The sequence below is a fragment of the Apibacter sp. HY039 genome (assembly GCF_004023655.1).
Lineage (GTDB): Bacteria > Bacteroidota > Bacteroidia > Flavobacteriales > Weeksellaceae > Apibacter > Apibacter raozihei.
The window spans coordinates 91,502-118,480 of the sequence record NZ_SAYM01000008.1 but is presented as its reverse complement, the minus strand read 5'-3'; the positions used below and the strand labels follow the sequence as shown (position 1 = coordinate 118,480).

Annotated in this window: 25 protein-coding genes; 10 read left to right on the top strand and 15 right to left on the bottom strand. The window is 31.3% G+C overall.

Going from position 1 to position 26,979, the window contains the following annotated elements:
* Positions 1-9: 9 nt before the first annotated feature.
* Both EQ921_RS13525 and EQ921_RS13520 read left to right on the top strand, forming a co-directional pair.
* Positions 10-1,008 carry a tyrosine-protein phosphatase gene (locus EQ921_RS13525; RefSeq protein WP_164875289.1) on the top strand — a complete coding sequence of 333 codons (999 nt, stop codon included), beginning with the start codon at positions 10-12 and terminating at the stop codon, positions 1,006-1,008.
* Between the two features lie 66 nt (positions 1,009-1,074).
* Positions 1,075-1,485, top strand: coding sequence for a hypothetical protein (locus EQ921_RS13520; RefSeq protein WP_128152463.1), 411 nt, complete (start codon positions 1,075-1,077; stop codon positions 1,483-1,485).
* 49 nt (positions 1,486-1,534) lie between these two features.
* Here the strand turns inward: EQ921_RS13520 and EQ921_RS13515 are convergent, their stop codons facing one another.
* A complete protein-coding gene (locus EQ921_RS13515) occupies positions 1,535-3,502 on the bottom strand; it encodes a heavy metal translocating P-type ATPase (protein WP_128332034.1) in 1,968 nt (655 codons plus the stop codon).
* Positions 3,503-3,676: 174 nt separating this feature from the next.
* On the opposite strand from EQ921_RS13515, the gene EQ921_RS13510 reads away from it, so the two are divergent.
* Together EQ921_RS13510 and EQ921_RS13505 are read left to right on the top strand one after the other, a co-directional pair.
* Positions 3,677-4,111 (top strand): hotdog fold thioesterase, encoded by a 435-nt coding sequence (locus EQ921_RS13510; protein WP_128152461.1) that lies wholly within the window; start codon positions 3,677-3,679, stop codon positions 4,109-4,111.
* The gene (locus tag EQ921_RS13505; RefSeq protein WP_128332033.1) at positions 4,111-5,124 is read left to right on the top strand and encodes a chorismate-binding protein; all 1,014 of its coding nucleotides are present in this window, start codon (positions 4,111-4,113) and stop codon (positions 5,122-5,124) included. Before EQ921_RS13510 ends, EQ921_RS13505 begins: the two co-directional genes overlap by 1 nt.
* Positions 5,125-5,432: 308 nt before the next feature.
* Here EQ921_RS13505 and EQ921_RS13500 read toward each other — a convergent pair whose 3' ends face one another.
* The 4 genes from EQ921_RS13500 to EQ921_RS13485 form a co-directional block, all read right to left on the bottom strand.
* The gene (locus EQ921_RS13500) at positions 5,433-5,945 is read right to left on the bottom strand and encodes a DUF2867 domain-containing protein (RefSeq protein WP_128332032.1); all 513 of its coding nucleotides are present in this window, start codon (positions 5,943-5,945) and stop codon (positions 5,433-5,435) included.
* Between the two features lie 9 nt (positions 5,946-5,954).
* Positions 5,955-6,479 (bottom strand): TetR/AcrR family transcriptional regulator, encoded by a 525-nt coding sequence (locus tag EQ921_RS13495; protein ID WP_164875645.1) that lies wholly within the window; start codon positions 6,477-6,479, stop codon positions 5,955-5,957.
* 177 nt (positions 6,480-6,656) lie between these two features.
* Positions 6,657-7,718, bottom strand: coding sequence for a hydroxylase (locus EQ921_RS13490; RefSeq protein WP_128332030.1), 1,062 nt, complete (start codon positions 7,716-7,718; stop codon positions 6,657-6,659).
* Between the two features lie 215 nt (positions 7,719-7,933).
* Positions 7,934-9,187 carry a DUF763 domain-containing protein gene (locus tag EQ921_RS13485; protein WP_128332029.1) on the bottom strand — a complete coding sequence of 418 codons (1,254 nt, stop codon included), beginning with the start codon at positions 9,185-9,187 and terminating at the stop codon, positions 7,934-7,936.
* Positions 9,188-9,386: 199 nt separating this feature from the next.
* Here EQ921_RS13485 and EQ921_RS13480 point away from each other — a divergent pair, with 199 nt between their 5' ends.
* Entirely contained in the window at positions 9,387-9,809 is a 423-nt protein-coding gene (locus EQ921_RS13480) for an Rrf2 family transcriptional regulator (RefSeq protein WP_128152455.1), read from the top strand.
* A gap of 23 nt (positions 9,810-9,832) precedes the next feature.
* On the opposite strand, the gene EQ921_RS13475 is transcribed toward EQ921_RS13480, so the two are convergent.
* On the bottom strand, positions 9,833-10,405 hold the full coding sequence (locus tag EQ921_RS13475) for a hypothetical protein (protein WP_128332028.1): 573 nt from the start codon (positions 10,403-10,405) through the stop codon (positions 9,833-9,835).
* 189 nt (positions 10,406-10,594) lie between these two features.
* Positions 10,595-11,248, bottom strand: a complete 654-nt coding sequence (locus EQ921_RS13470; RefSeq protein WP_128152453.1) for a metal-dependent transcriptional regulator — start codon at positions 11,246-11,248, stop codon at positions 10,595-10,597.
* A gap of 102 nt (positions 11,249-11,350) precedes the next feature.
* Between EQ921_RS13470 and EQ921_RS13465 the strand changes: the two genes are divergently transcribed.
* From EQ921_RS13465 to EQ921_RS13450, 4 genes are all read left to right on the top strand, one after another.
* Positions 11,351-13,390 carry a TonB-dependent receptor domain-containing protein gene (locus EQ921_RS13465; protein WP_128332027.1) on the top strand — a complete coding sequence of 680 codons (2,040 nt, stop codon included), beginning with the start codon at positions 11,351-11,353 and terminating at the stop codon, positions 13,388-13,390.
* Positions 13,391-13,404: 14 nt separating this feature from the next.
* The gene (locus tag EQ921_RS13460) at positions 13,405-13,887 is read left to right on the top strand and encodes a thioredoxin family protein (protein ID WP_128332026.1); all 483 of its coding nucleotides are present in this window, start codon (positions 13,405-13,407) and stop codon (positions 13,885-13,887) included.
* A 65-nt stretch (positions 13,888-13,952) separates the two neighbouring features.
* A complete protein-coding gene (locus tag EQ921_RS13455; RefSeq protein WP_128152450.1) occupies positions 13,953-14,549 on the top strand; it encodes a WbqC family protein in 597 nt (198 codons plus the stop codon).
* A 21-nt stretch (positions 14,550-14,570) separates the two neighbouring features.
* On the top strand, positions 14,571-16,208 hold the full coding sequence (locus EQ921_RS13450; protein WP_128332025.1) for a S8 family peptidase: 1,638 nt from the start codon (positions 14,571-14,573) through the stop codon (positions 16,206-16,208).
* An 84-nt stretch (positions 16,209-16,292) separates the two neighbouring features.
* On the opposite strand, the gene EQ921_RS13445 is transcribed toward EQ921_RS13450, so the two are convergent.
* From EQ921_RS13445 to EQ921_RS13415, 7 genes are all read right to left on the bottom strand, one after another.
* Positions 16,293-17,348 carry an ABC transporter substrate-binding protein gene (locus tag EQ921_RS13445; protein ID WP_128332024.1) on the bottom strand — a complete coding sequence of 352 codons (1,056 nt, stop codon included), beginning with the start codon at positions 17,346-17,348 and terminating at the stop codon, positions 16,293-16,295.
* Positions 17,349-17,350: 2 nt separating this feature from the next.
* Positions 17,351-19,396 (bottom strand): TonB-dependent siderophore receptor, encoded by a 2,046-nt coding sequence (locus EQ921_RS13440; protein WP_128332023.1) that lies wholly within the window; start codon positions 19,394-19,396, stop codon positions 17,351-17,353.
* Positions 19,397-19,411: 15 nt separating this feature from the next.
* Positions 19,412-20,170 (bottom strand): uroporphyrinogen-III C-methyltransferase, encoded by a 759-nt coding sequence (locus EQ921_RS13435; RefSeq protein WP_128332022.1) that lies wholly within the window; start codon positions 20,168-20,170, stop codon positions 19,412-19,414.
* Between the two features lie 11 nt (positions 20,171-20,181).
* On the bottom strand, positions 20,182-20,973 hold the full coding sequence (locus EQ921_RS13430; RefSeq protein WP_221410500.1) for an ABC transporter ATP-binding protein: 792 nt from the start codon (positions 20,971-20,973) through the stop codon (positions 20,182-20,184).
* A gap of 7 nt (positions 20,974-20,980) precedes the next feature.
* On the bottom strand, positions 20,981-21,931 hold the full coding sequence (locus tag EQ921_RS13425; protein ID WP_255424498.1) for an iron ABC transporter permease: 951 nt from the start codon (positions 21,929-21,931) through the stop codon (positions 20,981-20,983).
* Between the two features lie 70 nt (positions 21,932-22,001).
* Positions 22,002-22,487 carry a tRNA (N6-threonylcarbamoyladenosine(37)-N6)-methyltransferase TrmO gene (tsaA, locus tag EQ921_RS13420; protein WP_128332020.1) on the bottom strand — a complete coding sequence of 162 codons (486 nt, stop codon included), beginning with the start codon at positions 22,485-22,487 and terminating at the stop codon, positions 22,002-22,004.
* Between the two features lie 375 nt (positions 22,488-22,862).
* Positions 22,863-23,252 (bottom strand): SRPBCC family protein, encoded by a 390-nt coding sequence (locus EQ921_RS13415; protein WP_128332019.1) that lies wholly within the window; start codon positions 23,250-23,252, stop codon positions 22,863-22,865.
* A 32-nt stretch (positions 23,253-23,284) separates the two neighbouring features.
* Between EQ921_RS13415 and EQ921_RS13410 the strand changes: the two genes are divergently transcribed.
* Positions 23,285-23,887 (top strand): NUDIX hydrolase, encoded by a 603-nt coding sequence (locus EQ921_RS13410; RefSeq protein ID WP_128332018.1) that lies wholly within the window; start codon positions 23,285-23,287, stop codon positions 23,885-23,887.
* 35 nt (positions 23,888-23,922) lie between these two features.
* Here EQ921_RS13410 and EQ921_RS13405 read toward each other — a convergent pair whose 3' ends face one another.
* Complete coding sequence (locus tag EQ921_RS13405; RefSeq protein WP_255424497.1) at positions 23,923-26,898, bottom strand: DUF5686 family protein; 2,976 nt, start codon at positions 26,896-26,898, stop codon at positions 23,923-23,925.
* Positions 26,899-26,979: the final 81 nt, after the last annotated feature.

Here is a 26,979-nt window from a genome sequence, read left to right as displayed (position 1 = left end):
ATTATGAATATGAAAGAAGAAAGCCTGAATAAAAATTATTTGAATTCCGAAATAATTGATATGCATACGAAAGCCTCTATTTTTAGAGATAAAAATACCAAGGCTGCATCTTTAATAATTGATGCACCTTGTGAGTGGGTATTGTATGCTGGAAACACACCGGAAAGCATAGATATGGAAACCCCTATTGCACGAGGAAAAGATTTAGGGGTATATCCATTATATATAAATCCTTCCCAAAGAAGTTATTTTAAAATTGTGACTGAAATGGGTTCTGCTTTTCTTTCAGAAAATCTTTTACCAATGGAAGGAGGATTTAATTTTAGAGATTTAGGCGGATTAAAATCATGTGATGGTAAATATATTAAATGGGGATATTTCTTCAGATCTGATGATTTGTATAATCTTACGGAAGATGATTTAAACTATCTGTCTGGCATACCTATTACTACAGTTGTAGATTTCAGATGTGAAGAAGAATGTAATCTGTTACCGGACCGTATCCCTGAGTCTGTCAAAAATTATATCAATTTAATTATTGATCCGGGATCTTTACAGGCATTTGGACGAAGTAAACTTACTTCGGAACAAGATGTTATTGATGCCATGAAACATCTGTACCGCTTGTTTGTTACTGAACCGGAGTACATTGAAACTTACAGGAAATTTTTTGATTTAATACAACACGATGAAAATTTACCTTTACTTTTTCATTGTTCCGCAGGAAAAGACCGTACAGGTCTTGCCGCTGCTCTTCTTTTATCCGCACTGAATATTCCCCGGGAAACCATTTTAGAGGATTATATGGCTTCGAATGAGTATCTTGCAGGAAAATATCAATCCTTATTTGAAAAAAATCCAGCCAATAAATTTTTATATACTACCTTGCCGGAATATTTAGAATCGGCATTAGACGAAGTGGAAAAGAAATACGGGAGCGTTAAAACTTTTCTAATTGATGAAATGAAAGTAAATATCCATGAGTTACAACAAAAATATTTATTTTAAATTCCAGTATAAAGCATTCTTATTCAAGAATGCTTTATTTTTGTCACTTATTAATATTTCTTGACCATGAAATCAAAGTTGATACAAATATTACCTTGCTTTTTAATACTCTGCTTTCAATTTTTAATTAGTTGTAAGACTGACGATTCTCCCTTCATTACCCGTGAAGAAGAATCCGTTGAGTTAAACAAAAAATATGATAAAATTATTTCGATGACTGAAGTGGAATGCACTGATTCCAGTAGCTGGGGATTTACTGCAATTGGTATAAATTCCTGTGGAGAAACAAAAAAATATATTCCGTATCCGTTAGGTATTGATACCACTTCTTTCAAATCTTTGATTTCTCTCTATAATGCTGCTGAAATAAGATTTATAAAAAAATGGAATATTGCAGATTGTGACACATTATCTTCGGTAAAACAACCTACCGGAGTTGTTTGTACTGAAGGTAGAGCTCAATTAGTATATGAATAAAGTCCTGCTGTAATTTAAGCAGGACTTATTATATTCAATATACATGAATCTACCTTATTTTCATTCTTTGTAAACGCACGGCATTAAGTATTGCTAATAATGCCACACCTACATCAGCAAACACAGCTTCAAGCAAGTAAATATTACCAAATACACCTAAAATCATCACTATTATTTTTATTCCAAAAGCTAGAATTATATTCTGCCATACAATGCTTTTGGTTGCTTTTCCTATTTTTATTGCTAAAGGTATTTTAGACATTTTATCATCTTGAATGATAATATCAGCAACTTCTATGGTTGCATCACTTCCTAAACCTCCCATAGCTATTCCCACGTCGCTTAAAGCAATGACCGGAGCATCATTGAATCCGTCTCCCACAAAGGCTATTTTACCATTAGTATCCAGTTTAATCTGCTTCATCCTGTTTACCTTATCTTCCGGCAATAAATCACCATATGCCTGATCAATGCCTATTTCATGGGATACATTTTGAACTACTGAATCTTTATCTCCACTTAACATGATTGTTTTAATACCCATTGCATGCAATTCCTGTATATCATTCGCAACATTAGGCTTTAATTGATCTGCAATTTCAATATATCCTGCATATTTTTGATTAACAGCTATCAATACAACTGTGTTCACTATCTGTTTTAAATCCTGATCATATTTGATATTATATAGGTCCATTAATCTGAAATTACCTGCAAGTATTTCATAGGAATCAATTTCAGCCTTGATTCCTTTGCCGGGTATATCCTCCATAGATTTTATACGTGATATATCTGGCGATTGATTTATGTATTCATGAATTGCATTTGCAATAGGATGTGTACTTTGAGATTCCGCGATATTAACCCAGGTCAGTATTTGTTCCTCATTATATTCAGTATTTACAGATACTTTATGAACTGAAAAATTACCTTGTGTAACCGTTCCTGTTTTATCCAGAACTACTTGTTTTACATCTACCAAAGCATCTAAAAAATTAGATCCTTTAACCAAAATACCGTTTCTCGATGCTAACCCTACTCCTCCGAAATATCCTAAGGGTATGGATATAACCAAAGCACATGGACATGATATGACTAGAAAAATTAGTGATCTATAGAGCCAATCTTCATATTGATAGTTTGAAACAAAAAAATAAGGAAGTAGAAAAACCAGTAATGCCACAAAAAAAACAGCCGGTGTATATATTTTAGCAAACTTTCTTATAAATAATTCTGTTTTAGCTTTTTGTCCGGTTGCATTTTGCACTAAATCAAGAATTTTAGACAATTTACTATCTTCATAAGGTGTGGTAACTTTGACTAACGATGATGAATTCAGATTTATCATACCAGCTAAAACACTATCGCCTGTTTCTTTTGTCTGCGGGGCACTCTCCCCTGTAAGTGCCGAAGTATTAAACGAAGCCGAATCAGAAATTAATTCACCATCCAGCGCTGCCCTCTCTCCTGGTTTTAATTGCATAATTGCTCCTACTGCAACCTCCCTGGCTTTAATTTTTATTACAGTGTTATTTTCTATAACGGATGCTTCATCCGGCCTTTGATCCAACAAAGAGTTTATATTTTTTTTAGCTTTTGCAACCGCTAATCCCTGGAAATTTTCTCCAATAGAGTAAAAAAGCATAACTGCAACTGCTTCCGGATACTGTTTTATATAAAAAGCACCCACAGATGCTAAAAACATCAATGATAATTCATTGAAAAAATCGTAGTGCCTGAACTCCTGTAACATTTCTTTAAAGACAGGGTAACCTACTGGTAAATAAGCCAGAATATACCATAATAATCGAAGCCATGAGTGAAAAAAATCAACCTGTAAATAATCCATTAGTACCGCTGCCAATAAAAGAACAGCACTGATTATTGCAGGTAAAAATAATTTCATTGTACTAATATCTTTATCTATACCATGGTCATGGGAATGTCCTTCATGACTATGAGAAACTTGCTCTTTTATATCTGAACAGCATGAACAGCTATGTTTTTTAACAGCCATATCTATTAGTTTTTTTGTTTACTCTACAAAAATATTATGAGTATGTTGCAACTCAATTGCAAATTTAATTTTTAATAAAAATACGTAATAATCTTAAATACTGACTGATGAATAAATTCAAACTTGTAAACTTAAATATTTTTACATTTGTATTGAATTTACAAATACATAAAAATGAGTAACGAGGAAATAATTCAACATTTAAATAATTCTTCTAAAGATACTTTAATGGAAAACTTAGGGATTGTCTATACGGAATTTACAGGTGATACGCTGACTGCCGAACTTGAAGTTACTTCAAAAGTTCATCAGCCGATGGGCTTTTTACATGGAGGTGTATCCCTGGCAATAGCAGAAACTGTAGGCTCTGTGCTTTCATTAACGACTATTGATCCTCAAAAATATTATGTGTTTGGAACTCAGGTTAACGGATACCATTTGAAAGCGGTAAGAACCGGAAAAATCAAAGCAATAGCTAGTTTTATCAACAAAGGAAACTCTTCGCAGGTTATAGAAATCAATATTTACAATGAAAATGAAAGGGAAACTTTCAAAAATTGTTACGTAACTATGATCAATCGAATCGTTCCTATTAAAGATTTTGACTAATGATAATCAATGATGTAATTAAAGATCACATTTGTTCTGACACTCCTTTTGCTTTCATTAGATTCCCTCAGGAAAGTAAGTTTTATCTTATCATCCCGGATGAAAAAGGAGCAAATAAATATATTTTTCATTCTTTTGATTCATCAAAAAATTATGAATTCCGTTTCAGTTTTTTAACTCCGTTAAACTATTCAGAATTATCTGATCTTAACGAAATTCATTTATCCGAAAGTCTAATTGATAATTCAACAATATCAATAGATAATTATATTCAATTAATTGATAAAGCAATATCTATATTGAAATTGGGAAATATGGATAAAATAGTTTTATCCCGCGATAAATGGATTTCAAACAGCTCTATTTGTCCTCTTAAATCTTTCAGATATCTGGCAGATCAATATCCTAATTCTTTTATTCATTTAAGCTACTGGAACAAAAATGAAGTTTGGCTTGGGGCTACTCCGGAAACTTTAGGATCTTGGGAAAATTCTGTTTTTACTACCATGGCTTTAGCCGGTACATTACCCGACAATGAGAGTTCCGAATGGCAAACTAAAGAAAAGGATGAACAGCAGTATGTAACGGATTATATTTTAAAGCAACTTAAAAAATTATCTGTTAAACCTCTTAATATTCGTGGACCGGAATCTCTTCATCTGGGAATTGTTAAACATTTAGTAACTTATTTTTCTTTTCCTTTAGAGGATAAACAAAAAATAAAAGATATAATTTCCGGCCTGCATCCTACTCCTGCCGTGTGCGGACTTCCTACTAAGGAAAGCAAAGAATTTATTTTAAATGAAGAATCTTATTCTCGTGATTTTTATTCCGGTTACATTGGCATTCAAACAGAAAGTTATGAAAAATATTATGTAAATTTAAGATGTTCTAAACTTTATAATAACGGAGCTTTACTTTTTGTGGGAGGCGGAATAACTGCTCAGAGTAATCCGGAAAAAGAATGGAAAGAAACCGAATTTAAAGCCAAATTTATCAGTGATAGTTTATAGTGAGCTTATATTCAGTAATCCAAACAAACTTAGTTTAAAACAAATTAATAAACATTTTTTTTGTTAAAACTTGACTTCTATTCATTGTTAGATCTTCCACTTTGAAAAATACCTTATATTTTGTAAACTTTGTTTTTCTCTAATATTTATTTTTAATTAGGCTGCTAAAGAGTATGATTAGCCAATGATACTTTACCATTAATTATATATTTTATTACTTTCAGAATAACTCTCACATTTTTTTACTCCGGAATTTTTTAAACGTAAATAATTAATATCTAAATTAGAATACCAGATAAGAAATATTTTTATTGAACTATGGATACTGCATTTTTTATCATACTTTTAACAATGATACAATGAAAAGGGTAAATAATATAAAAATATAACCGCCCCAAGAGATTATGAAAATTAACAAGTGTGGTAATTGTTAGTTTTTTTTTATCTCCCGTTTCAGATATGATTTTAGCAGAAAAATACATAACCAGATGCTTATCGTTCATACATAATAAAGTTTCATGTATAGATTTAGCGGGAATATTTATAAATCTATAATTTTCTCCTAAACGTATGCTTTTTGCCAGTTCAAGCTTATCATTTTCATTTCCGGGTTTAATACCCAAAGGTTTTACTAATATATCTCTTAATTTGAACATTTTTTTTATCCATTGAGGAGAATTAGTCCAAAAAGCTACCTGAATATCGTCGGGAGTTATATTTTTTTCGCTGAAAAATACGCACTGTAAAACTTCTGTATAGTCAGATGGAAGATATTGTGCTATCAAATCTTTTTCAGCTACTTTGCCTGTTTTGATTTTCATAGCTTAATGTTATATTTTATCATAGAATTTTTGTAATTGCTGTAGCTCTTCCTTTGTTATATCTGGAAATAACTGCTGAATACCTATAAGAGTTGCATATTCCAACATGGCTGCATGATCGGTATTTTCTTTTGATTCTCCTTTAATTTGTCTCAATTCTTTTAGAAATGATAATCTGGAACTGTCTACTTGCTGCAAATAAAATTTTACTATCGGATTTGAATAACTCCAACCTCGAATTACCTGCTCTTTTTTATGTGATGCATTTGCTACTAATTCTTTTAAATAATAATATTTATCTAAAAAATTATCTTTAGTATTTACTTTATTTATAAAAGATAAAGTATTTTCTTCTTTCCAGTATATCATTAAAGATTCTACGTAATTTTCTATATTTTTAAAATGGTGATAAAATGAACCTTTAGTGAGATTTAATCGTACACAAAGTTCCTCAATGGTTAATTTGTTAAACCCTTTTTCCTCTAAAACTTTTAACCCTTCTAGTAACCAATCTGTTTTATTTTTTTTCTTCATACATTTACATACCATTTAGTATGGTATGTAAATGTACAAAATATATATCTTAATTGTTATTTTTCATTAATTTTATATAATTTATTCTTGATAAATTATGTCTAAACTATTTAAAAAATTATTACTATCTATCGTTTATTATTGAATAATTTTACGCAATCTGAAGTAAAAAATAGTTTACAAAAGCAAACTATGCTGACTGGCAGTCAGAATATCCCTTAGTATTCTGTTGATTTCTGTAGTTGGATTAGAAGCTAAAATTCCGAGGTATGGATATAGTTGCAGAGCCGTTTCTCTTCCTTCTTTTACAATTTCTCTGCATATAATACTTATTTTACTAAGCAGCTCGTGCGATACATTTTCGGTTTTCTCTAATTCATTCCACGAGTCTTCAACATATTTATAAAATAACGCTCTTCTCTCCTGAAAGTTATGATTTGCATTTTTAAAAAATTGAGTTCTGAATTCTTTATGTAATGGTTCCTGAATAAAGTTGAAAATAGTTTCAACTAAATCAAAAAAATGTTTTTGCATTCCCAGATGATTAACAGCGAGAGTCAGCTCTGCAAAAGTTAAAAAGGGATATTTGTAAATTAAAAGATCGATGGAACGACATTCAGCTTTTATCAAAAAAGATCGTTCTTTTTTAACGAATAAATTTTCCACTGTATACGAATGACTGGCTGTAGCTATTAAACCTATAGTGTTCCAATCTTCAATAATTTTTACTTCTTCCGGAAAAAAAATAAAAGATTTGTAAATCGGTGTACCCTTATCGCAGGTAAGCATCTTTCCATTTTTTTTAATTTGACAATTGGCTGTAAAAACGTTTACGTGGGGTATTCCTGTTACATAACTCCATTTTCCGTTAATTAAATATCCGTCTTGACTTTCTTCAGCTACACCCCCTATTTTTCCACTGCCTCCGAAACAAACTTTAGGATCCTTAAATATATTTTCTGCCAGTTTACCGGATAAATATCCTACAAAAGCATTTGCACCGCTACACAAAGTCACTGTCCAGCCTAAACTTCCATCTAACTTTGCTATTATTTCCTGTAATTGCAGACCTTCTAACAAATTTAATTCTAAACCACCTAAATACTTAGGCACAAACAAATTAAACAAATTCTGAGAATAAATAATTTCTAATTGACTATCCGTCAATTTTCTTATTTTTTCAGCATTTACAGCTTCTTCTTTAAGTTTTCCCAGTACTTCTGCAGATAAAATTCCCATAATTTAGTATGTTTAAAATTCAACAATTAATAAAACAAAGGGAAACTATACAGTTAGATAAAATCCTTTATCAGCATTATCTGATAAGTGCACAAAAGAAATACTTTTGTTGGGTATAATCTCAGCCTGCAACTTTTAAGTTAAAGCACCCCATGGTTTCTATCAAAGTTAACATTTTTATTTAATACACAACTATAAAGGTATTCTAAGATTATTTAAAATAAACTCAGCTGATCCTTATCTATTTTTTTTGACTTTGGATTAAACCTTGTTTGGGTAATTATTTTTGAATTATCAGTATTCTTGACTGCATCTCCTAAAACTGTTTTCCCTCCATATTTCCATGAATCTTTTCTTTCTTTATGTATCCAATCTTTTAACTGATAATCTGGAATAAAGTTGTTTTCCATTTGCTGAGAAACCTTTGAAAGGTTTTTTAAAGCCTCCGATTTATCTTTTTCTCCTAAACGAGATTTGTGCAACGCTATATCGAATATTTCAATAGTTTCATCATAAATATTCGTTGGAACGGGAAAAGGATGACCGTCTTTACCTCCATGAGCAAAAGAAAAACGAGCAGGATCGGAAAATCTGGAAGGAGTACCATGAATAACTTCACTTACCAAAGTTAAAGACTGAAGTGTTCTGGGTCCTACGCCCTTCAAAAGTAAAAGTGATTCAATTGAAGAGACATCTGTTTCATGAGCAAGTACTAAAGCAGCTCCCAAACGTTTTAGATTTACATCCTTTTGAAGCACTTCATGATGTTCAGGCATAAGTAAAGAAATTTCCTTCATCAATTTATCCGGATTTTCACGAGTTAAACTCAGTATTCCTTCCTTAGTCTGTTTAGCATTTTGATCAGTCAAATTTAAGATCTGCCCCTGATTTTTTCCATATATAAAAGAATGAGGTGTTTCTGTAAAAGATTTTATATTAGAAGAAAGCCAGTGATATCTTCTAGCCATTTTTTCGTCAGGATTCATTCCTTGCTGTATAATAGACCAATCGCCTTCAGAAGTAACTACAAAAGAATGCAGATACAACTGGAATCCATCTTGCACGGCGGTATTATCTACTTTAGCTGCCAACTTACTATGGGTAATCAGCTCACTGCCATTTAACCCTGTTTTATAAGCAACATCCATCAACTCATCAGGAGTTTTTCTGGAAGATTTCCCTCTACCTCCACAGATATAAATACCTAATTCCGAAGAACGCTGATTGATAGATTTTTTTAAAGCATTCATTACGGAAGTAGTAATTCCTGATGAATGCCAGTCCATTCCTAAAACACATCCCAGAGATTGAAACCAAAAGGGATCACTTAATTTTTGAAGAAAGACTTTTTTTCCGTACTCCTGCACTATTGCTTCAGTAATTGCTCCGCCTAACAAGCACATTCTTTGAGCTAACCATGCCGGAACAGTACCGTAATGCAATGGTAAATCTGCATATCCTCTCTTCATAGTGTAAATTTACGTAAATGATTTAAAATTACTTAGTTATTTATCTGTAATAATTTTTCAGTAAACAATTTTCAATTAATCAATTAGTAATGAATTAATTAAAATAATTTTTAATAACATGATATATTTTATTTAATAAAAAGACCTATTTATCTTTTTATGTTTTATATTTGAAATCGGATTGATTATTACCATTCACATGTTCACAAAAACTAGCGAATACGCAATAAAGATTATGATATATCTCAGTAAAAATAGCTCAAGAGATCATTTGTGCCAGGTAGGAGAAATAAGCCAGGCATTAGATTCTCCGGAACCATTTACTGCAAAAATACTTCAGCAATTGACCAAAGTGGATTTACTAATGTCTATGAAAGGAAAAAACGGAGGTTTTACGTTAGGCCGAGCACCTGAAAAAATAAAAATATGCGATATTGTTGTTTCTATAGATGGAGAAAAGGCTGTTAAAAAATGTATTTTAGGCTTAAGAGATTGTTCCAGTGAAAACCCGTGCCCATTGCATCATAAATATTATAAAATTAAATCAGATATACGAGACAATATTCTCAATGTAGATTTATTGTATTTAAAAGATACCTTAAAAACAATAAATCTACAGTAAGCAGTTTTTTTATTGTTTAAAATCTAAAAATTGTATCCTATTCTGAACCCATAGTCCAGCATAGCTCCAATTTTAGTCTCCTTTTTTTTCTCAAATCTATCTAATGCAAAGTTATATTTATAATTAGATTCAGAATACATAGAAACTCCAGGTCCTGCATAGAGCTCATAAAAAAAGTTTTTAGCAAAAGATCTCTTAAGTCCGTAATTAAATGACAATGAACCTTGAGGATTAATTTTCCAATTGTTAGAAGAACTGGTTAGCCAATCAGGCAAAACCGTCAATTTCAGTGATAAATAATTACCTGAATTATTAGCTGTATTTTTTCCTTTTGAAGCTCTGGATTCAAAATTATAATAATAACGTCCTTCCAAGGATAATCTGGTAGTTAACATGTAGTCAAATCCTTCATCGTAACCGTTATAATTATAACCAAAACCACCTGAATAATCAATCGTTCCTAAAGCAGTTATCTTTTCAGTCAAGGCTTTTTCATATTGAATACCTACACCTATGACGCTAAGATTAAAGTTAACAAGATCAACAGCTTTTTCCTGCGCATAAGAATGAATCTGATTGACCAAAAGTAAGATCATAAAAAATGGCATTTTTTTCATATCAATAGTATCATATTTATATTAAGATTATAAATATAATAAATACTAATCAAATTTATTACATAAATTATAAAAAAAATATGTGATTATAGTAAGTTATCTATGAGTTTAACTTTTGCATATAAATCAGAAATTATATAAAAATCTTATCTTTTAAAAGAAATCTTTTTATTTCACTAATAATTTGTCAGCAACCAGACTACTAAACACCTCTGTTCTTTCAGAATTATCGATTTTTATGGTAACACTACCATCAAACGGTTCAACTGAAAGTACTGTAAGCAGCATACCCAGACTTAAATCTTTAGAATTAAGATATTTTAAAAAATCTTTAGACCCATTAACCACAGCTGAAAGTATTACTTTCTGTCCTTCTTTACATTCGCTTAATCTTTGGTAATTAAGCCATTCAATATTTCCTTCTTTATCTGGTATTGGGGAACCATGCGGATCATATTTAGGATAATCGAGCAACTCATCCATTTTATTAAAAAAAATTTCTGAATGAATATGTTCTATTTGTTCTGCAATTTCATGAACTTCTTCCCAGCTAAACCCCATTCTTTCGACCAGATACATTTCAGTCAGCCGGTGTTTTCTAAGTATTAATGCCGCTTGTTTTTTTCCCTTATCAGTAAGTCTCAAAGGTTTATAACTTTGATGATGAACTAATCCTTTCTCAGAAAATTTTTTCATCATACTATTTACGGTAGGCATTTTAATATTTAAATACTGACTTAAAGCAAGCGTAGATACTTCACCGTTGTCATCAGCAATACTGTACAAAGCCTTTAAATAATTTTCTTCTATATACGAGTACATACACAAATATAAAAATTAAATCCAAAAAGAAAAATTCATATTACAAAATAAATTTGTTAGAATCTTCTAATTTTATAATTTTGCAAAACTAAACAACATCTTATGAAAATAAAATTTATTTTATTATCCATGCTTGTGGTTAATATTTTACCCTCTCAAATTATTTCAGATTCAATATCTTCAGAAAATGAAAAAAATATTGACGACATTGTTGTGACTGGAACCATGAGAGAAGTGAGAAGATCGGACAGTCCTATTCCGGTTGAAATTATAACCTCAAAATTATTTAAAAAAAATCCTACTCCCAGCTTATTTGATGCTGTGGGTATGATAAACGGAGTACGACCTCAAATTAATTGTAATGTATGTAATACCGGGGATATTCATATTAATGGAATGGAAGGTCCTTATACCATGATTTTGATTGACGGCATGCCTATAGTCAGCGGTTTATCAACTGTATACGGATTAAGCGGAATTCCAAATAGTTTAATTGATCGCATTGAGGTCGTTAAAGGTCCGGCTTCCTCCTTATATGGTTCTGAAGCAATGGGGGGAATCATTAATGTAATTACAAAAAATCCGGCAAAAGCGCCATTAGTAAGCGCAGACGTCTTCGGAACCAGCTGGGGTGAATTAAGTGCAGATATTGGACTCAGATTAAAACCTTCTGAAAATTTGTCCGGATTATTGGGAATTAATTACTTTTTATATAATAATCCTATTGACAATAATCATGATGGATTTACAGACGTTACTTTGCAAAACCGGATTTCTGTTTTTAATAAGTGGAATCTGAAAAGGAAAGAAAATCGTAATGCCAGTATTGGTATACGATGGATCAACGAAGATCGATGGGGAGGACAGATGAACTGGAGTAAAAAATACAGGGGAAGTGATGAAGTATACGGTGAAAGTATTTATACTAAAAGAATTGAAATAATAGGAAATTATCAGCTCCCATTTACTGAAAAAATATATACACAATTTTCTTACAACTGGCATGATCAAAATTCATGGTATGGGGATACTCCTTACATGGCTACTCAACAAGTTGCTTTTGGACAAATTTACTGGGACAAATCCTTAAAAAATCATAACCTTCTATTGGGTGGAGGATTTCGTTATACTTACTATGATGATAACACTCCGGCAACTTTATCAGCAGACGGATTACATAACGCTCCGGCCAAAACTCCATTGCCGGGAATATTCATTCAGGATGAATGGAACATTAATACAAAAAATACTTTGTTGGTAGGTTACAGATACGATCATGACAAAAACCACGGAAATATTCACTCACCTCGGGTTGCCTACAAAATTTCACCTAATAAAAACAATACCTTAAGAGCCAGCTTTGGAACTGGATTTCGAGTAGTTAATATATTTACTGAAGATCATGCAGCTCTTACCGGTGCAAGAGAAGTTGTTATTGAAAATTCTTTGAAACCGGAAAAATCGTATAATGGAAATTTAAATTATGTTCTTAAAATACCCAACGAAAATTTTAACGTTAATTTGGATGTCACAGGTTTTTATTCCTACTTTACAAATAAAATTGTAGGTGATTTTGATACGGATCCTACAAAAATCATTTACGATAACTTAGATGGCCACGCCGTTTCCAGAGGTATTTCGTTCAACACTGACTGGAGTTTTACCTTTCCTTTAAAAATTATGGCAGGTGTAACTTTTATGGATGTTTATATTAAAGAAAATGACGAAGATGGTAGTAAAACAAAAATACAGCAACTTCACGCTCCCAAATGGTCTGGCAATTTTATAATTTCCTATAATTTCCCTAAAAGCCTGACTTTAGATTTTACCGGAAACTGGAACGGTCCTATGAGACTTCCTATACAACCCGATGATTATAGAAGAGAATACTCTCCCTGGTTCTGTATCGCCAATATTCAGCTGACTAAAAAATTTCATAACGGCATTGAAGTTTACGGAGGATTAAAAAATATTTTTAATTTTATTCCTAAAGATCCTTTAATGAGACCCTTTGATCCTTTTAATAAGGATGCTGACAACCCCGTAACCAATCCGCACGGATATACCTTTGATACTGCTTATAATTATGCTTCTTTGCAAGGTATCCGTGGTTTTGCAGGTATAAGATATAATTTATTTTAATTAAGACACTTACTATGGGCAAATTTAACTTTCTGAAAAAAAGAATTATAATTATTGGTTGTATAATGATAATGCTTTTGAACTTTTCTTCTGTAATGTTTGCCCAGATAAATTTTAAAAGCTTAGATTCCTTAGTTAATAAGGAATCTAAGCCTATAATCATTTATATACATACAGATAATTGTGCCTATTGTTCAATACAGGAGAAACAACTGCTGAAAGATAATGAATTAAAAAAGATTCTGTCAGAAAACTACTACTTTTTAAACGTAAATGCTGACTCAAAAGAGCCAATAACATTCAATCATCGTTTATTTAAAAATAATAACCGAATTCATGAGCTTGCGGAATATTACACTCCGGCAAATGAGACTGTTTCATTTCCCTGTTGGTTATTTTTTACACCTGATTATGAATTAATCTTTAAATATAATGGTTTATTAAAATCTGATGAGCTATTATTTCTTTTGCAATCAACATTTACACCTGTTCATTAAAAAAGAGGACTCATCAACAATCAATATTTCAAATTGTATTAAATTTGTTGACTTATAACGAATTTATGACTGTATTACCTATTTTTTACTTTGCTCCGGTTTCGTATTTTGCATTGGCTTTACAATCTGATAAATTATTATTGGAAAAATGGGAAAATTTCCCTAAGCAAACCTATAGAAACCGTTGTATAATACAGGGTGCTAATGGTAAACTTCCGCTTATCATCCCTACCGAACATACAGGAGCCAGAATATTTAAGGATATAAAAATATCATATGCTTCCAATTGGATGAATCTACACTGGAAATCTATAAAATCGTCCTACCAAAGTTCACCGTATTTTGAATATTATCAGGACAGCCTTAAAGAAATATTTGATAAAAAAGAAACCTATCTAATAGATTTTAATTTAAAAACGTTTCAATGGATCAATGATAAAGTAAAGCTAAACTTAGATTATGACTTTACTTTGGAGTACAATGAATTTTTTGAAGGCAAAGACGCACGGGAAACCTTTAATGCAAAAAAAGAGAGTACATTTCAAAACCAACCCTATATTCAGGTTTTTTCCGATCGATTTGAATTTATGAATGATTTATCTATTTTAGATTTGGTTTGTAACGTTGGCCCGAAATGTGATACTTATATTTCAAACATTTAAAAATACTAAAACATATAATTAATGAAAAAAGTAGTATTTAGCATTGCATTAGCATTTGGCTTATTTGTAAACAGCCTGTCTGCTCAGGCAACAGATTCTTTAACTTTAAAAAATTGGTATCATCAAAATTACGAAAAGACCGGAGTTTACGGAGTGGGTACCAATGATGCTATTGAATTTTTAAAATCCAAAGGTATAAAGCCCTCCTTTATTGTGGTTGGTGTTATTGACAGCGGAGTACAAATAGATCATCCGGATTTGAAAAAAAATATATGGGTTAATCCTAAAGAGAAGCCTAATAATAAAAAGGATGATGATGGAAACGGGTATATAGATGACATTCATGGATGGGATTTTATTGGTGGTAAAGATGGTAAAGATGTAGATCACGATACTATGGAAGCGACCCGTGTAGTTGCTAAATATGAAAAAATGTTCGAAAGTGCAAATAAAAGTACCAACGAAGCTAACATAAAAAAATATCCAAAAGAATATCAGGAATACCTGAGAGCAAAATTGGTTTACGACGTAAAATTAAAGGAAGCTCAAAAAGGAATGGATAATATTTCTTCTAATCAGGAGCAGATATCTCAGGTTGTTAGCACACTTCGCGATGCTTTAGGTAATAATACGATTACAGTTGAAAATGCTCAAAAATTGGCTAACCCTAATCTAAAAAGCTATGTCATGATGCTGGCTTCCGATAGTAGCGTAAGTGGCAAAACTGTTGACGAGTTTGAGAAAATAGCTCTTGAGCAATTTAAAGAACAAGCAAAATATTATGGGGATCAATTAAAATATATGCTTAATAAAGACTATGATCCACGTGCAATTATCGGAGATAATTATTCTGATTTAAAACAGAAAAATTATGGAAATAATGAAGTTGAAGGTCCGGATGCTTTACATGGTACACACGTTTCAGGAATTATTGCTGCCGAAAGAAACAACAATATAGGAATGGATGGAATTGCTGGGGATGTTGCTAAAATATTAGTAGTTAGAGCTGTTCCTGATGGAGATGAAAGAGATAAAGATATTGCTAATGCAATTTACTATGCTGTAGATAATGGAGCAAAAGTTATTAACATGAGCTTCGGAAAAGGATTTTCCCCTGACAAAGAAAGAGTTTGGGAAGCAATGAAATATGCAGAAAAGAAAGATGTATTAATGGTACACGCTGCGGGTAACGATAATAAAAATGTTGATATAACTTTTAATTATCCTACCAATTTCAAAGATGGTGAAAATACTTCTTTTGTAAATAATTGGATAACTGTTGGTGCTAGTACCCGATACAACGATAATTTAAAAGCTTCTTTTTCTAATTACGGACAAAGGGTAGATATATTTGCCCCGGGACTTGAGATTTATTCTACAGTAACAAAAAGCGGCTATAAATTTTTACAGGGAACCAGTATGGCTTCTCCGGTAGTTGCAGGATGTGCGGCATTACTATGGGCTTATTTCCCTAGCCTAACAGCTGCAGAAGTAAAAGACATATTATTGAAAACAGCAAACAAATCAAATGTACCTCTTTTATTAAACGAAGATGTTGATACTACATTTGATAAACTTTCCGTAACAGGAGGTGTTGTAGATGTTTACAAAGCTGTAAAATATGCGTATGAAAATTATCCTTCCAAAGCTGGAAAATAATTAAAGTAAATTATTATCATATTTAATACAAAAAAAGAGGCTTATAAAAAGCCTCTTTTTTTATAAATCATAATCATTAAACTTTTAGTTTGGCTGTGGATTAATTAGTTCCGCCGCTTCTTCTTCATTAAGATTGTAATGATAAAATTCCTTAAAATACTCCTGTGTTATTTTATTTAGATTTTGGGTATATACTTCAGGATACAATGTTTGTGAAAGCCATATTATCCCAATGAGTCGGTTGATTCCCGGAGGTCTGTCTATCCAGCCAAAAGGTTTCCACGGAACCTGATATACTTTGTTTTCTTTTACAGATTTTAAATCTTTCCATAACTTATCATGCCGAATATGCATATAAGAATCTTTGGAATCATAGTTCCCGGACCATACTAAGACTATGTCTGGATTCCATAAGTATATTTGTTCAATTGAAACTCCTGTCATCCCCTTTCCCGGTAAAATATCTACCTGAGCAACATTAATACCTCCCACCAAATCAATTAGCAAACTGTGAAGTGAGCCGGATGGATCGGTTTTTAAACCTTTATTCCCCTCAGCATAGTAAACTTTTTTTCTTTTATTTTCCGGAATTTGTTTTGCTTTTATAGGAATAGAATCTACGTAAGTTCGGATAAAATTATTTAATTTCTCTGATTTTTCTTTCTTATTTAAAACATTTCCTAAAAAAGACAAGGTAGATTTATAATTATGAAAGTCGTTATCCAACAACACCACAGGTATATTTACTTTTTTCTGAAGTTGGTCTGCTTTTTTTCTATTTTCTTCTGTTAACGCTTTTGAAAACAAGATAATATCTGGCTGTAACCTAATAATTTCTTCTGCATTTTCATTAATAACCAAAGGTTTATTTACATAAAAACCTTGGGTTAAATATTTTTTTTCAGAATCATTATAGTTAAAGACTCGATTAACAGGCAACAGTGTGTCAAAAGAATAGACTAACATTACAGAATGCCTGTCAATAAAAGCAGATTGTACGTTGACAGGTATTTCTACTTTACGACCCGCCATATCGGTTATTGTTCTTGTTATTTTTTCAGAATAAACTTTATCTTTTTTACAACTTATAAGTGATAAAAGAAAAAAAATAACAACGTAAATACCAAATTTAGATTTCATACTTAAAAATTATAAAGCAATGATGTAAAAAATGTACGTCCTTCCCGTGGATAATTTTTAGATAAATAATAATTTTTATCTAACAAATTTTTAGATCCGATTTCACCACTGAAACCTTTCCAAATTTTAGAATGTACCTTAACATTGACCAAAGTAAAACCTGAAATCGTCTCTCCACCACTCGTTATATATCTGTTGCTGTTAATCTCCATATCGAGATGCAAATATGCATCCCAGTTTGTTAAATTATACTTTCCGAACATAATAAGTTTATGCTTGGGAATGTTTGTATATTCTAAAGATTTATCCTTCTTATTTTTAAGTTCAATAAAGCTATAGTTAGCACCAACGTTTATATTTTTTATGGGACGGTAATTGAATGACAATTCTAATCCCTGGAAAACTGCTTTTCCCTGATTTCTATTTTGATATATTGGATTTCCATCTTCCTGTTTTCCTACAGTAATCTGATAAATAGCATTGCTTACATTGTTTCTATAGAAAGAAAGTTCATATTGTAAAGCTGAAGATACTTGTCCTTTATAATTAAAATCAAATATCCAACTGTATTCGGAACTCAAATCAGGATTAGGAATTTGCGAGCCAAAACGACTGGAATATCTTTCTTTTTGAGAGGCAAATCTGGATTTTCGAGATGCTGATAATGATATTTCATGATGTTCTGCGGGTTTGTATATTGTTCCCAGCTGATAATTGAAAGCATTGTCTGAACCTGTAGGAAAATCAAATAAAATATTTTTTTCTCCGGTTTCATAATGTGTTCCATAATCCTGAGCTTTTATATTATTTCTATAGTTATAACTTGCACCAGCTATAATAGTAAAGTATTTATTTAAATTAAATACATCTTCAATTCCAACTGATAAAGTATTGTCCAAATATTTCTGAATTGGCTCCCCCACTATTTCTTTTTGTCCGGTAGCTAAATTTTGAGGTATTGTGGCATTATGTTCTTTATGTGAATCAAACTTTTCGTGAAAAGATAATTTTAAAATATTATTTTTAAAATATTCAGTAGATAAATTAATTGAGCCACCCAACGAATAATCATCATATATACTGCGAAATGCTTTTTTGGTATTTTGCAGAAAATATTCATTATTATCGTATTGATTCATTTTATTATAATAGTTATCATAAAAACCAGTTAAACTTAAAGAGGTTTGGGCTCCTAAATACGTGTTTGAACGATAATAAATACTGTATTTGTTATATTGAGGATAATCCCTGTACATACTTCCTTCAACCGGAGGAGCTATATCCTTTTGTGCCTCCTGCATTATAAAGTTTAATGAATATTCATCAGTTTTATTGGGCATATATCCAACTTTACCACTTAGTTTCCAGTCTCTATATTCAGAATGGTTTCTTTTACCTCCACCTTCATTAGTACCGGGTTTAAATTTTTCTGATAACGAGTTGAAATTATTTTTTATGTGTGAAACATTTCCCAGAAAATAAAATTTATTTATTCTGGATCCTATATTTAGAGAAGTACTATAATTATTGAGGCCTTCTTTGCTGAATTTAATTCCGGAAATACCTGATATTTCTAATGGTTTTATGGGTTTTCTTGATATTATATTTATTGCCCCTCCCATAGTATTGGGCCCGTAAAGAACTGATGTAAATCCTTTAGAAACAGATATTTTTGCTATATCAAAAGTAGTGAATCTATTGATATCTACATTTCCATCATAAGGAACATAAATAGGTATTCCATCATAAAAGATAGGTGTCTGAAGCATTGAAAAACCACGAAGACTCAGGTTTCCTTCCCCTCTTGCACCAAACTCAGAAATGGTAACTCCGGGTAACAGATTGACAGCATCAGTCAAAGTGTTTCTATCAAACTCACGGAGTTGTTTTTCATCTACCTGATTGGTCAATATGCGCTTAGTTCCTTTTTCAATTACATTAATTTCTCCCAATTCAAAAACTTTTAATAAGGAATCTGAAGTATGATTTTGTGCCCATATAAACGTTGTTCCTGCACAAAATATTAAGGCTGATATTTTATTTTTCACATTTATAATTTTATGTTAGTTTTTATTTTGAATTATGTTTAGCTTATCATTCAATATTTTGACATGTTTTCCTATGAAAAAGACCATCGGCGATCGTAACTGGTTAGTTTCTAAAGTTCCCAAAAGTTCAGATAGATGGGTATAAATAGCTGTTTCTTCTGGCATACTGACTCTTGACACGACAACCACCGGAAGATTCTGATCTACATTTTCTTCTTTCATAATATTAAGTATACGAGTCAGATTTTGATTAGCCATATATAAAGCTATAGTAGTACCGTATTTGAAAAGCACGGTTAAATCTCTTATTTGTGCAAAATTTTCAGGAGTATCATGCGAAATGAAATGTACTAATGCATCGCTTTCATTCAATTCTGTTGTCGGAATTGAAAAAACTGATGAGGCTGCACCAGTTGCAGTAATCCCTGGTATGACATCAAAAGGTATTTTTCTTTCTTTCAAAATTTTAGATTCGATTCCACCGCTGTTAAACATCATTGAATCTCCGGAACGTAATCTGACTACCTTTTTTCCTTCCAAATAATAATTTTCCATTATATCAATCATTTTTTGAAAAGTCATGTCTTTTTCAACAAATTCAATTTTTGCTAGAAATCTTTGGTCTTCTAAAATACATTGATTTGCTAAGCAATCATATAAAATAACATCAGCCTGTTCCAGAATTTGTGTTGCCTGAATGGTTAATAAATCCGGATGTCCGGGACCTATTCCTACTATGTTAACCTTGTGTAATGTTTCTTTTTCTTTTTTCATTGTTTATAATTTCATGATTTATATGCTGGAATACAGATTTTTCTTTCTTTATCATTGTGCTTGAGATCTATAACATCTATGTCTACTCCATAAATTTGTTTTAATGTTTCATTTGTAAGTATATCATTACAATACCCTTGTTTCCATAAGGTACCCTCATGAACAACCAGCACATCGGCATCACACATAAAAGCATGATCAGGATTGTGCGTAGCCATAAAAATTCCCATTTTTTCGTTTCTAAGATTATTGACTTCCTGAATAATTTTTATTTGATTTCCAAAATCCAGACTTGAGGTTGGCTCATCCATTATCAGAAATGAAGGTTGTTGTGCTAAGGCTCTGGCAATAATAACCATTTGCTGCTCCCCTCCACTTAAATGGGTAAATATTCTGTTTTTTAGATACATAATATTTAGTTGCTCTAAACATGCATCTGCAATAATTTTATCTTTTTTGGATGGAGATGAAAACTGTGATAGATAAGCAGTTCGCCCAAAGAGTACAACCTCAAAAACAGAAAACGGAAATGGTAGTGTTTTAGCTTGTGGTATATAAGCGATATGTCTGGCTAGTTCATTTCTGTTCCAATGCGCTATATTTTTTCCGTTTATATTTATACTCCCGGAAAGCGTAGGCAAAATACCTAATATTGATTTAAACAATGTTGTTTTACCTGCCCCATTTTTACCTAACAAACACACGGTGCTATTTGTTAACAACTCTACATTAAGATTCTTTAATACAACTGATTTTTTATATCCTAATTCAGCCTGTCTTAATTCAATTTTAATTGTTTCCATAATTATTTTACCAGGCATTTCTTGAAGAAAATTTTAAAAGCACAAAAAATAAAGGAGCTCCAATTAAGGAAGTTATTATAGTCAGAGGAATTTCTAAAGATGAAATAGATCTTGATAAATTATCTATCCATAATAAAAATGTTCCTCCCAGTAAAAATGAAGCAGGGAGAAGAATTCTGTGATTTGGACCTGTAATAAATCTTGTCATGTGGGGAATGATCAACCCTATCCAACCTATTAGACCTGCAACAGAAACAATAGAAGCTGTAAGTAGAGAAGCACAACAAATGACTACTAGTCGTAAGCGGGAAGTATTAATACCTAGTGTCTGAGCCTCTTCTTCACCTAAAGACAAAATATTAAGCTTCCATGACACTAAAAATAATGGGATAAGAGAAATAGAAACTATAGGTAAAATGGTTTTAATTTCTTTCACAGTTATTTCGGAAAGACTTCCCATGAGCCAGAATGTTATATCAGGTAGCTTATATTCCGAATCAGCGATGTATTTTAATAATGAAATAAGTGAACCAAAAATTGAACTTATAATCATACCTGAAAGAACCAATATCAAGATTCTATTATTAAACATGGAAATATAACGGCTCAAAAACACCGCCAGTAATACTGAAAATAATCCTGCAATGAAGGCCGAAAATTGTATAGCCCATGCACTCAAAGATAAAAGAATTGCTAAAGAGGCTCCAAAACCTGCTCCGGAACTAACACCAAGAATATCCGGACTTACCATTGGATTTCTAAATAATCCTTGATACGCTGCTCCTGATACAGATAAAGCTCCTCCTGCTATTACAGCTCCTATGACTCTGGGTAAACGTACCTCAAACAACAACAGTGGTAAATTTTCATCCTCAGCCTTACCTGTAAAAGTATAAGTAAGTATATCGGTAACCGATATTGGATATCTTCCTATAGTAAATGATAATATAAAACTCAATACAAAAAAAAGTAATAGAAATATCAACAGAATTACATTTTTATATTTAAAATTCATGGTAGTCATTAAATTATTCAAATCTTTTATCAGATTTTTTTTTACTTATATCAATTTTCCCCACTTTATCCAGCCAACCATTTTTTACGTTGAATTGATTGTCATAATTTCCAAAAAATGGTTTTATATCAAGTAAAGGAGTTCCATCTAGCATATCAGCCCCTTCAAAATAAACACGATTATTTTCAATTTTTATCATTTTGACTATAGACAGGCCTATTCTGTTGGGGCGCTTAGGTGAACGAGTAGCAAAAACTCCTCTCGCAACTGTATCCATAAACGGAATTATTTCTAATTCATATTCTTGTATTTGATGAAGAAGATATATTAATATAAAGTGTGAAAAACCTTCTAAGTCCTTTAAGCCTTTTAAAAATTTTTCGTCAACAATAATGGTTCCTTGTATTCCTACTGCACCTGCTGGCTGTATTGGCATACCTTCTATTTTTTTATGTGGAGTGTTTATAACACCTAAAGATTCTAATAAGATATTTTTCATAGTTTTTATCAATATGACATTTTTGTCATAACGGTAATTTAATAATTTAATTCAGCTCTAAAACATTTTTTTTATTTATTCACCAATAAATATTAATTAAATTTATACATGAAGATAAAGACTATTCCAGATCATAATCTTTATTTTAAATATTATACATTAATTTCTGAATCCATAACAAATTCAGGGTTCAAATATAGTAATTTATAAATATATCAGGATATTTGTATCTGATTATCTTTTATTTGAATCTATTTTTAATTAATAAATAATAATTAATTGGTTTAAAAGACATTAGCATTTAATAAATATCTAAAAAAAGTCTTTTTTAATAAATAAAAAAGACTTTTAAAATATACTAAGATAAAATATATATTAAATTTTAGAAATTCCTTCAGTCAAAGATTTGATAAAATTTTTGAGTGGCTTTTCCACCATGGCAGAAATAAACATATTAAATTTACCCTCAAATATAAATTGAATTTCTGAGGAATTTTCTGAAAGAGATTGAATAAACAAGGAAAGATTAAAGTTAAGCGATTCTTTAGCTGATGTGAAAACAACTTTGGAATTAGGAATTCTTTCTTCTACTTTTAATCCTATTTCCGGCATACCTTTTAATGCAAAAACAAAACCATCTTCAGTAGCTTCAAATTTATCGATATTTTCCGGCATAAATTTCTCATATTCTACGGGCTGTGATGTAATCGCATAAACTTCTTCTGCAGATTTATTAACTAATGTTTTTTCTCCGGTTATATTCATTTTTTTGTATTTTTGAAAAAATCAGTTAACAAATGTACAAAATTTTTGTCAATGACAAGCTTCTCACTATCGGTAAAAAGGAAGTTAATGGAGCTGTAAACCTGCACTACAAAACAAAAACCACTTTTGAATCGGCTTTTGATCTTCTTTTTAACACTGATAAAGAGCATATTCATATTTATCATTCCAAAAAAAATAAAGTTTGGGAAAAATTTCAAAATTTTGCGCAACCGGTTTATGCTGCCGGCGGTATTGTGAGGAATAAAGATAACAACTACTTATTTATTAAACGTAATGGTCTATGGGATTTACCCAAAGGGCATGTTGAGAAGAAAGAATCGTTTGAAAATGCTGCTGTACGTGAAGTAGAGGAAGAATGTTCAATATCGGATCTTAAACTTGGTAAGTTTGCATCCGTTACCTATCATGTGTATTTTGATAAAAGATATTATTTAAAAGTGGTTTACTGGTTCCATATGAAATATAAAGGCACTGCAAAACCTAAACCGCAAAAAGAAGAAAACATTGAAATAGTAAACTGGTTTTCTAAAGATAAAATTCCTAAGCTTATGAAAAACACTTACGGCAATATTCGCGAACTAACTCAAAATCAAATATTAAATAATAAAAAATAATAAAAAAAGGGAAATTAAATTTCCCTTTTTTTTATCTAGAATGTAAACTGCATTCCTACTTTTACACCAAATTTACTTACTTCAGGCATATCCAAATAATTACCTCTCCAGTTAAAATCAACTCTAAATATACGTAAGTTGCCAAATCCTATATTTTCGACCCCAAATCCATATTCATAATATATATCTTTGCTAGGTGCCCTGTAAGCAATACTGGAAGCATTTAACGATTTTGCTCCATCAGAGATATCTCCCCAGGCTCCTCGGAAAAATACTACTTCTCTAAGTTGTAATTTTTTTAACAAGGGTATATAAGAGAAAAATCTACCGTTGAAATGATGCTCTACATGCAATGCTGAGTAAATATCCGTAACAAAATCATAGTAATCTAATTGTGAAAATGTATTAGGAATAATTCCGTAAGACTGGTTTCCTGGTAAAACTCCTAATAAAGAAACCGGAAGCTTGTTAAATATCTTACCAAATTCAAAGGTTACATTAGTTTTACCAATAGGACCCCAAAGTATTGGCTGAGAATATAAGAGCTGAAGTTTATCGTAATTGAAATCACTATCCAAAACTCCATTGAAGCCTTTAACATACTTTAAAATAATAGTGGGTGCTAAAGAGGTATGCTCATATCTGTCTAAACCGTTACGCGAATACTTAGCCCCAGGCCTAGCCATAATACTTAAAGTAAGATGGGTATCATATAATTCATTTTTTTTGTTCCCATTTTTATCATAATAACCAATATCGAATTTTTCAGGATTTGCTGATTTTATGTATTGATAAGAACCATCCAACCTGATTTGAAAGTTTTTCCAAGGCTCTATTGATAAGAAAGCATTAGTTCTATTAACAGAACTTAGAAAATCATTATCTCCTCTGGATATGATTGATGAGGAAGCAAAAGAACGGGTCATAACACCTTCATCTTCCGTTAAGGAAACACCTAATTGAGTTATATCTCTTTTAGTTCCTAAACCGACGGTAAACCGATTAAATTTATTAAACATATATCGTGCTTCAGCACCATATTTGAATTGTTGATCTTTAAATCCGTAAGCAGTATAACCTTCCACCCTCCACATATCATTTGGAGTAAAATAAGTTCTAGCACCCGCTCTTAGTCTTAAACCTTCCACAGTATTGAACCCAAAAGACTGATATAAATTACCTATATCTACTGCTTTACCAATATTTATATATCCAGATGATATAACTTGTACTCCGTCGACAATATTTCGGAAAAATTTAGTTTTAGAGACTTTATCAACCAATTCATAAGCTTTTATCTCATCTTCACCTAAACGCTCAGGTCTGTTATCTGCCCAAAAATCATCTTTTTTATTATAAGCCCCTTGTGATATAGGATCCCATTGCCTGTTAATCAAAGATTCAACCTCCGTTTCCGGCTGATCAAATTTATAGTTTTCATACGATATGGTACGCTTGGCAAACATTCCTTTAGTACCTTCTTTTTTGGATAGCAAAGACATATCCAAAACCGTATAATTTCTTAGAGGTATAAAAATTGAATCGTTTACATTATCATAACTAAGCTCCATGTAAATATCTTTAACGAAATTTACATTTATTCCGGATGTGGATTGCATAGTCACTTCCCGGACTGCATAGGTATTTTCGGTTATGTATAAGTCTCCTTTAAAAGTTAATTCATTATCTCTTCGGGGTCTGTATTTGATATGATAACAACTGACTCCTTCCACATCTTTAACTCCTACCAATAAATAATCGTAAACAGAAAATCCTATAGTTGCAACAGGGCTTGTAAAACCTTTGTTAAAAAAGTTTAAGGTATTATCATATATATTTATGTCTTTATATAAATTTTTAACTGTATTTGCAATGATGTCGTTGTTAGGAATTCCGGAAGCTTTATTTCCTAATAAAAATTCTTTTTCTTTTTTAGACGGAACGTTCTGCCCTACAATATCTGTTATAGATTCATTTATAAAAACTGGCAAATAGGTTTTACCGTTAATGACATCTAAAGTATCAATATCCGAAGAAGTAATATTTAACTTTTTAAATATCTTCTTGCTCATAAAAGTACTATCAACATTGTTTAAGTCAAACTCTATTTTTTCGTACTCTTTGTATTGATAATTTTTAAAATTTGTAAGCCCGTTAGTTCTTCTTCTTTTCCAAAGCTCATTTAAAATTCTATATGCCGGATTTTCTTTTTTAGGTACTCTCTTTTTTGGAAAAGCAACCACTTCTATAACTCCTAATGTTTGTTCGGAAGATTGGTTACCAGAAGTGTTGTTCGGTGTCTCATTGTTATCATTAACTGAAAATTTAATTTCCATATTAAGATTATCACCTTTTTCAAGGGCTACATACTTCAAAGGAAAATCAGAAGTAGTGATTCCTAATGAATTCACCCATTCATCTGACTCTACGTAAAAATACCCTTCCTTATCCGAAGAAGCGAAATTTTGAGTATTTCCTAAAATAATTTCAGCATCCGGTATAGGTTGTTGCGTATCTGCATTAATCAATCTACCGGAAATTTTCATTTTTATGGAATCGGAATCTTTTAAAAAAGGATTCGTTTCATTTCTGCTTTGTAATGAATCTGCAAGTATTGGAGATATGGATTTAATTTCCGTTTGTGTATTTGCTGTAGTAGTATCGGAATTCTTTGCAGGTGCAGTAATCTGAGGAGCAGTAAGAATATTTTTTAACTCATCGGAAGAAAGTCCAATGATTAACCCGTTATATTCCGTTTTTGTAATAGCAATTGTTCTTAAGGGTATATCTCCCATTTTAACCATTAAAGAATCTACCGGTAAGGGAGATTCAATTTTAAAATTCCCATTTTTATCGGAAATGGTTTGAATGGATGTATTTTTCAAAGAGATTACAGCTCCGGATACCGGACGCTGAATATCCGAATTAATTACTACTCCTGTGATTTTTACCTGTGCCATTAATGAACATCCGTAACACAGCGTAGATAAAAACAGTATTTTTTTTATCATCGAGTATATTTTTAAAAAAACAAAAAACTTTCGTTTGATTATTATAAAAATAAACGAAAGTTTCTGTTTAATATTATGTTA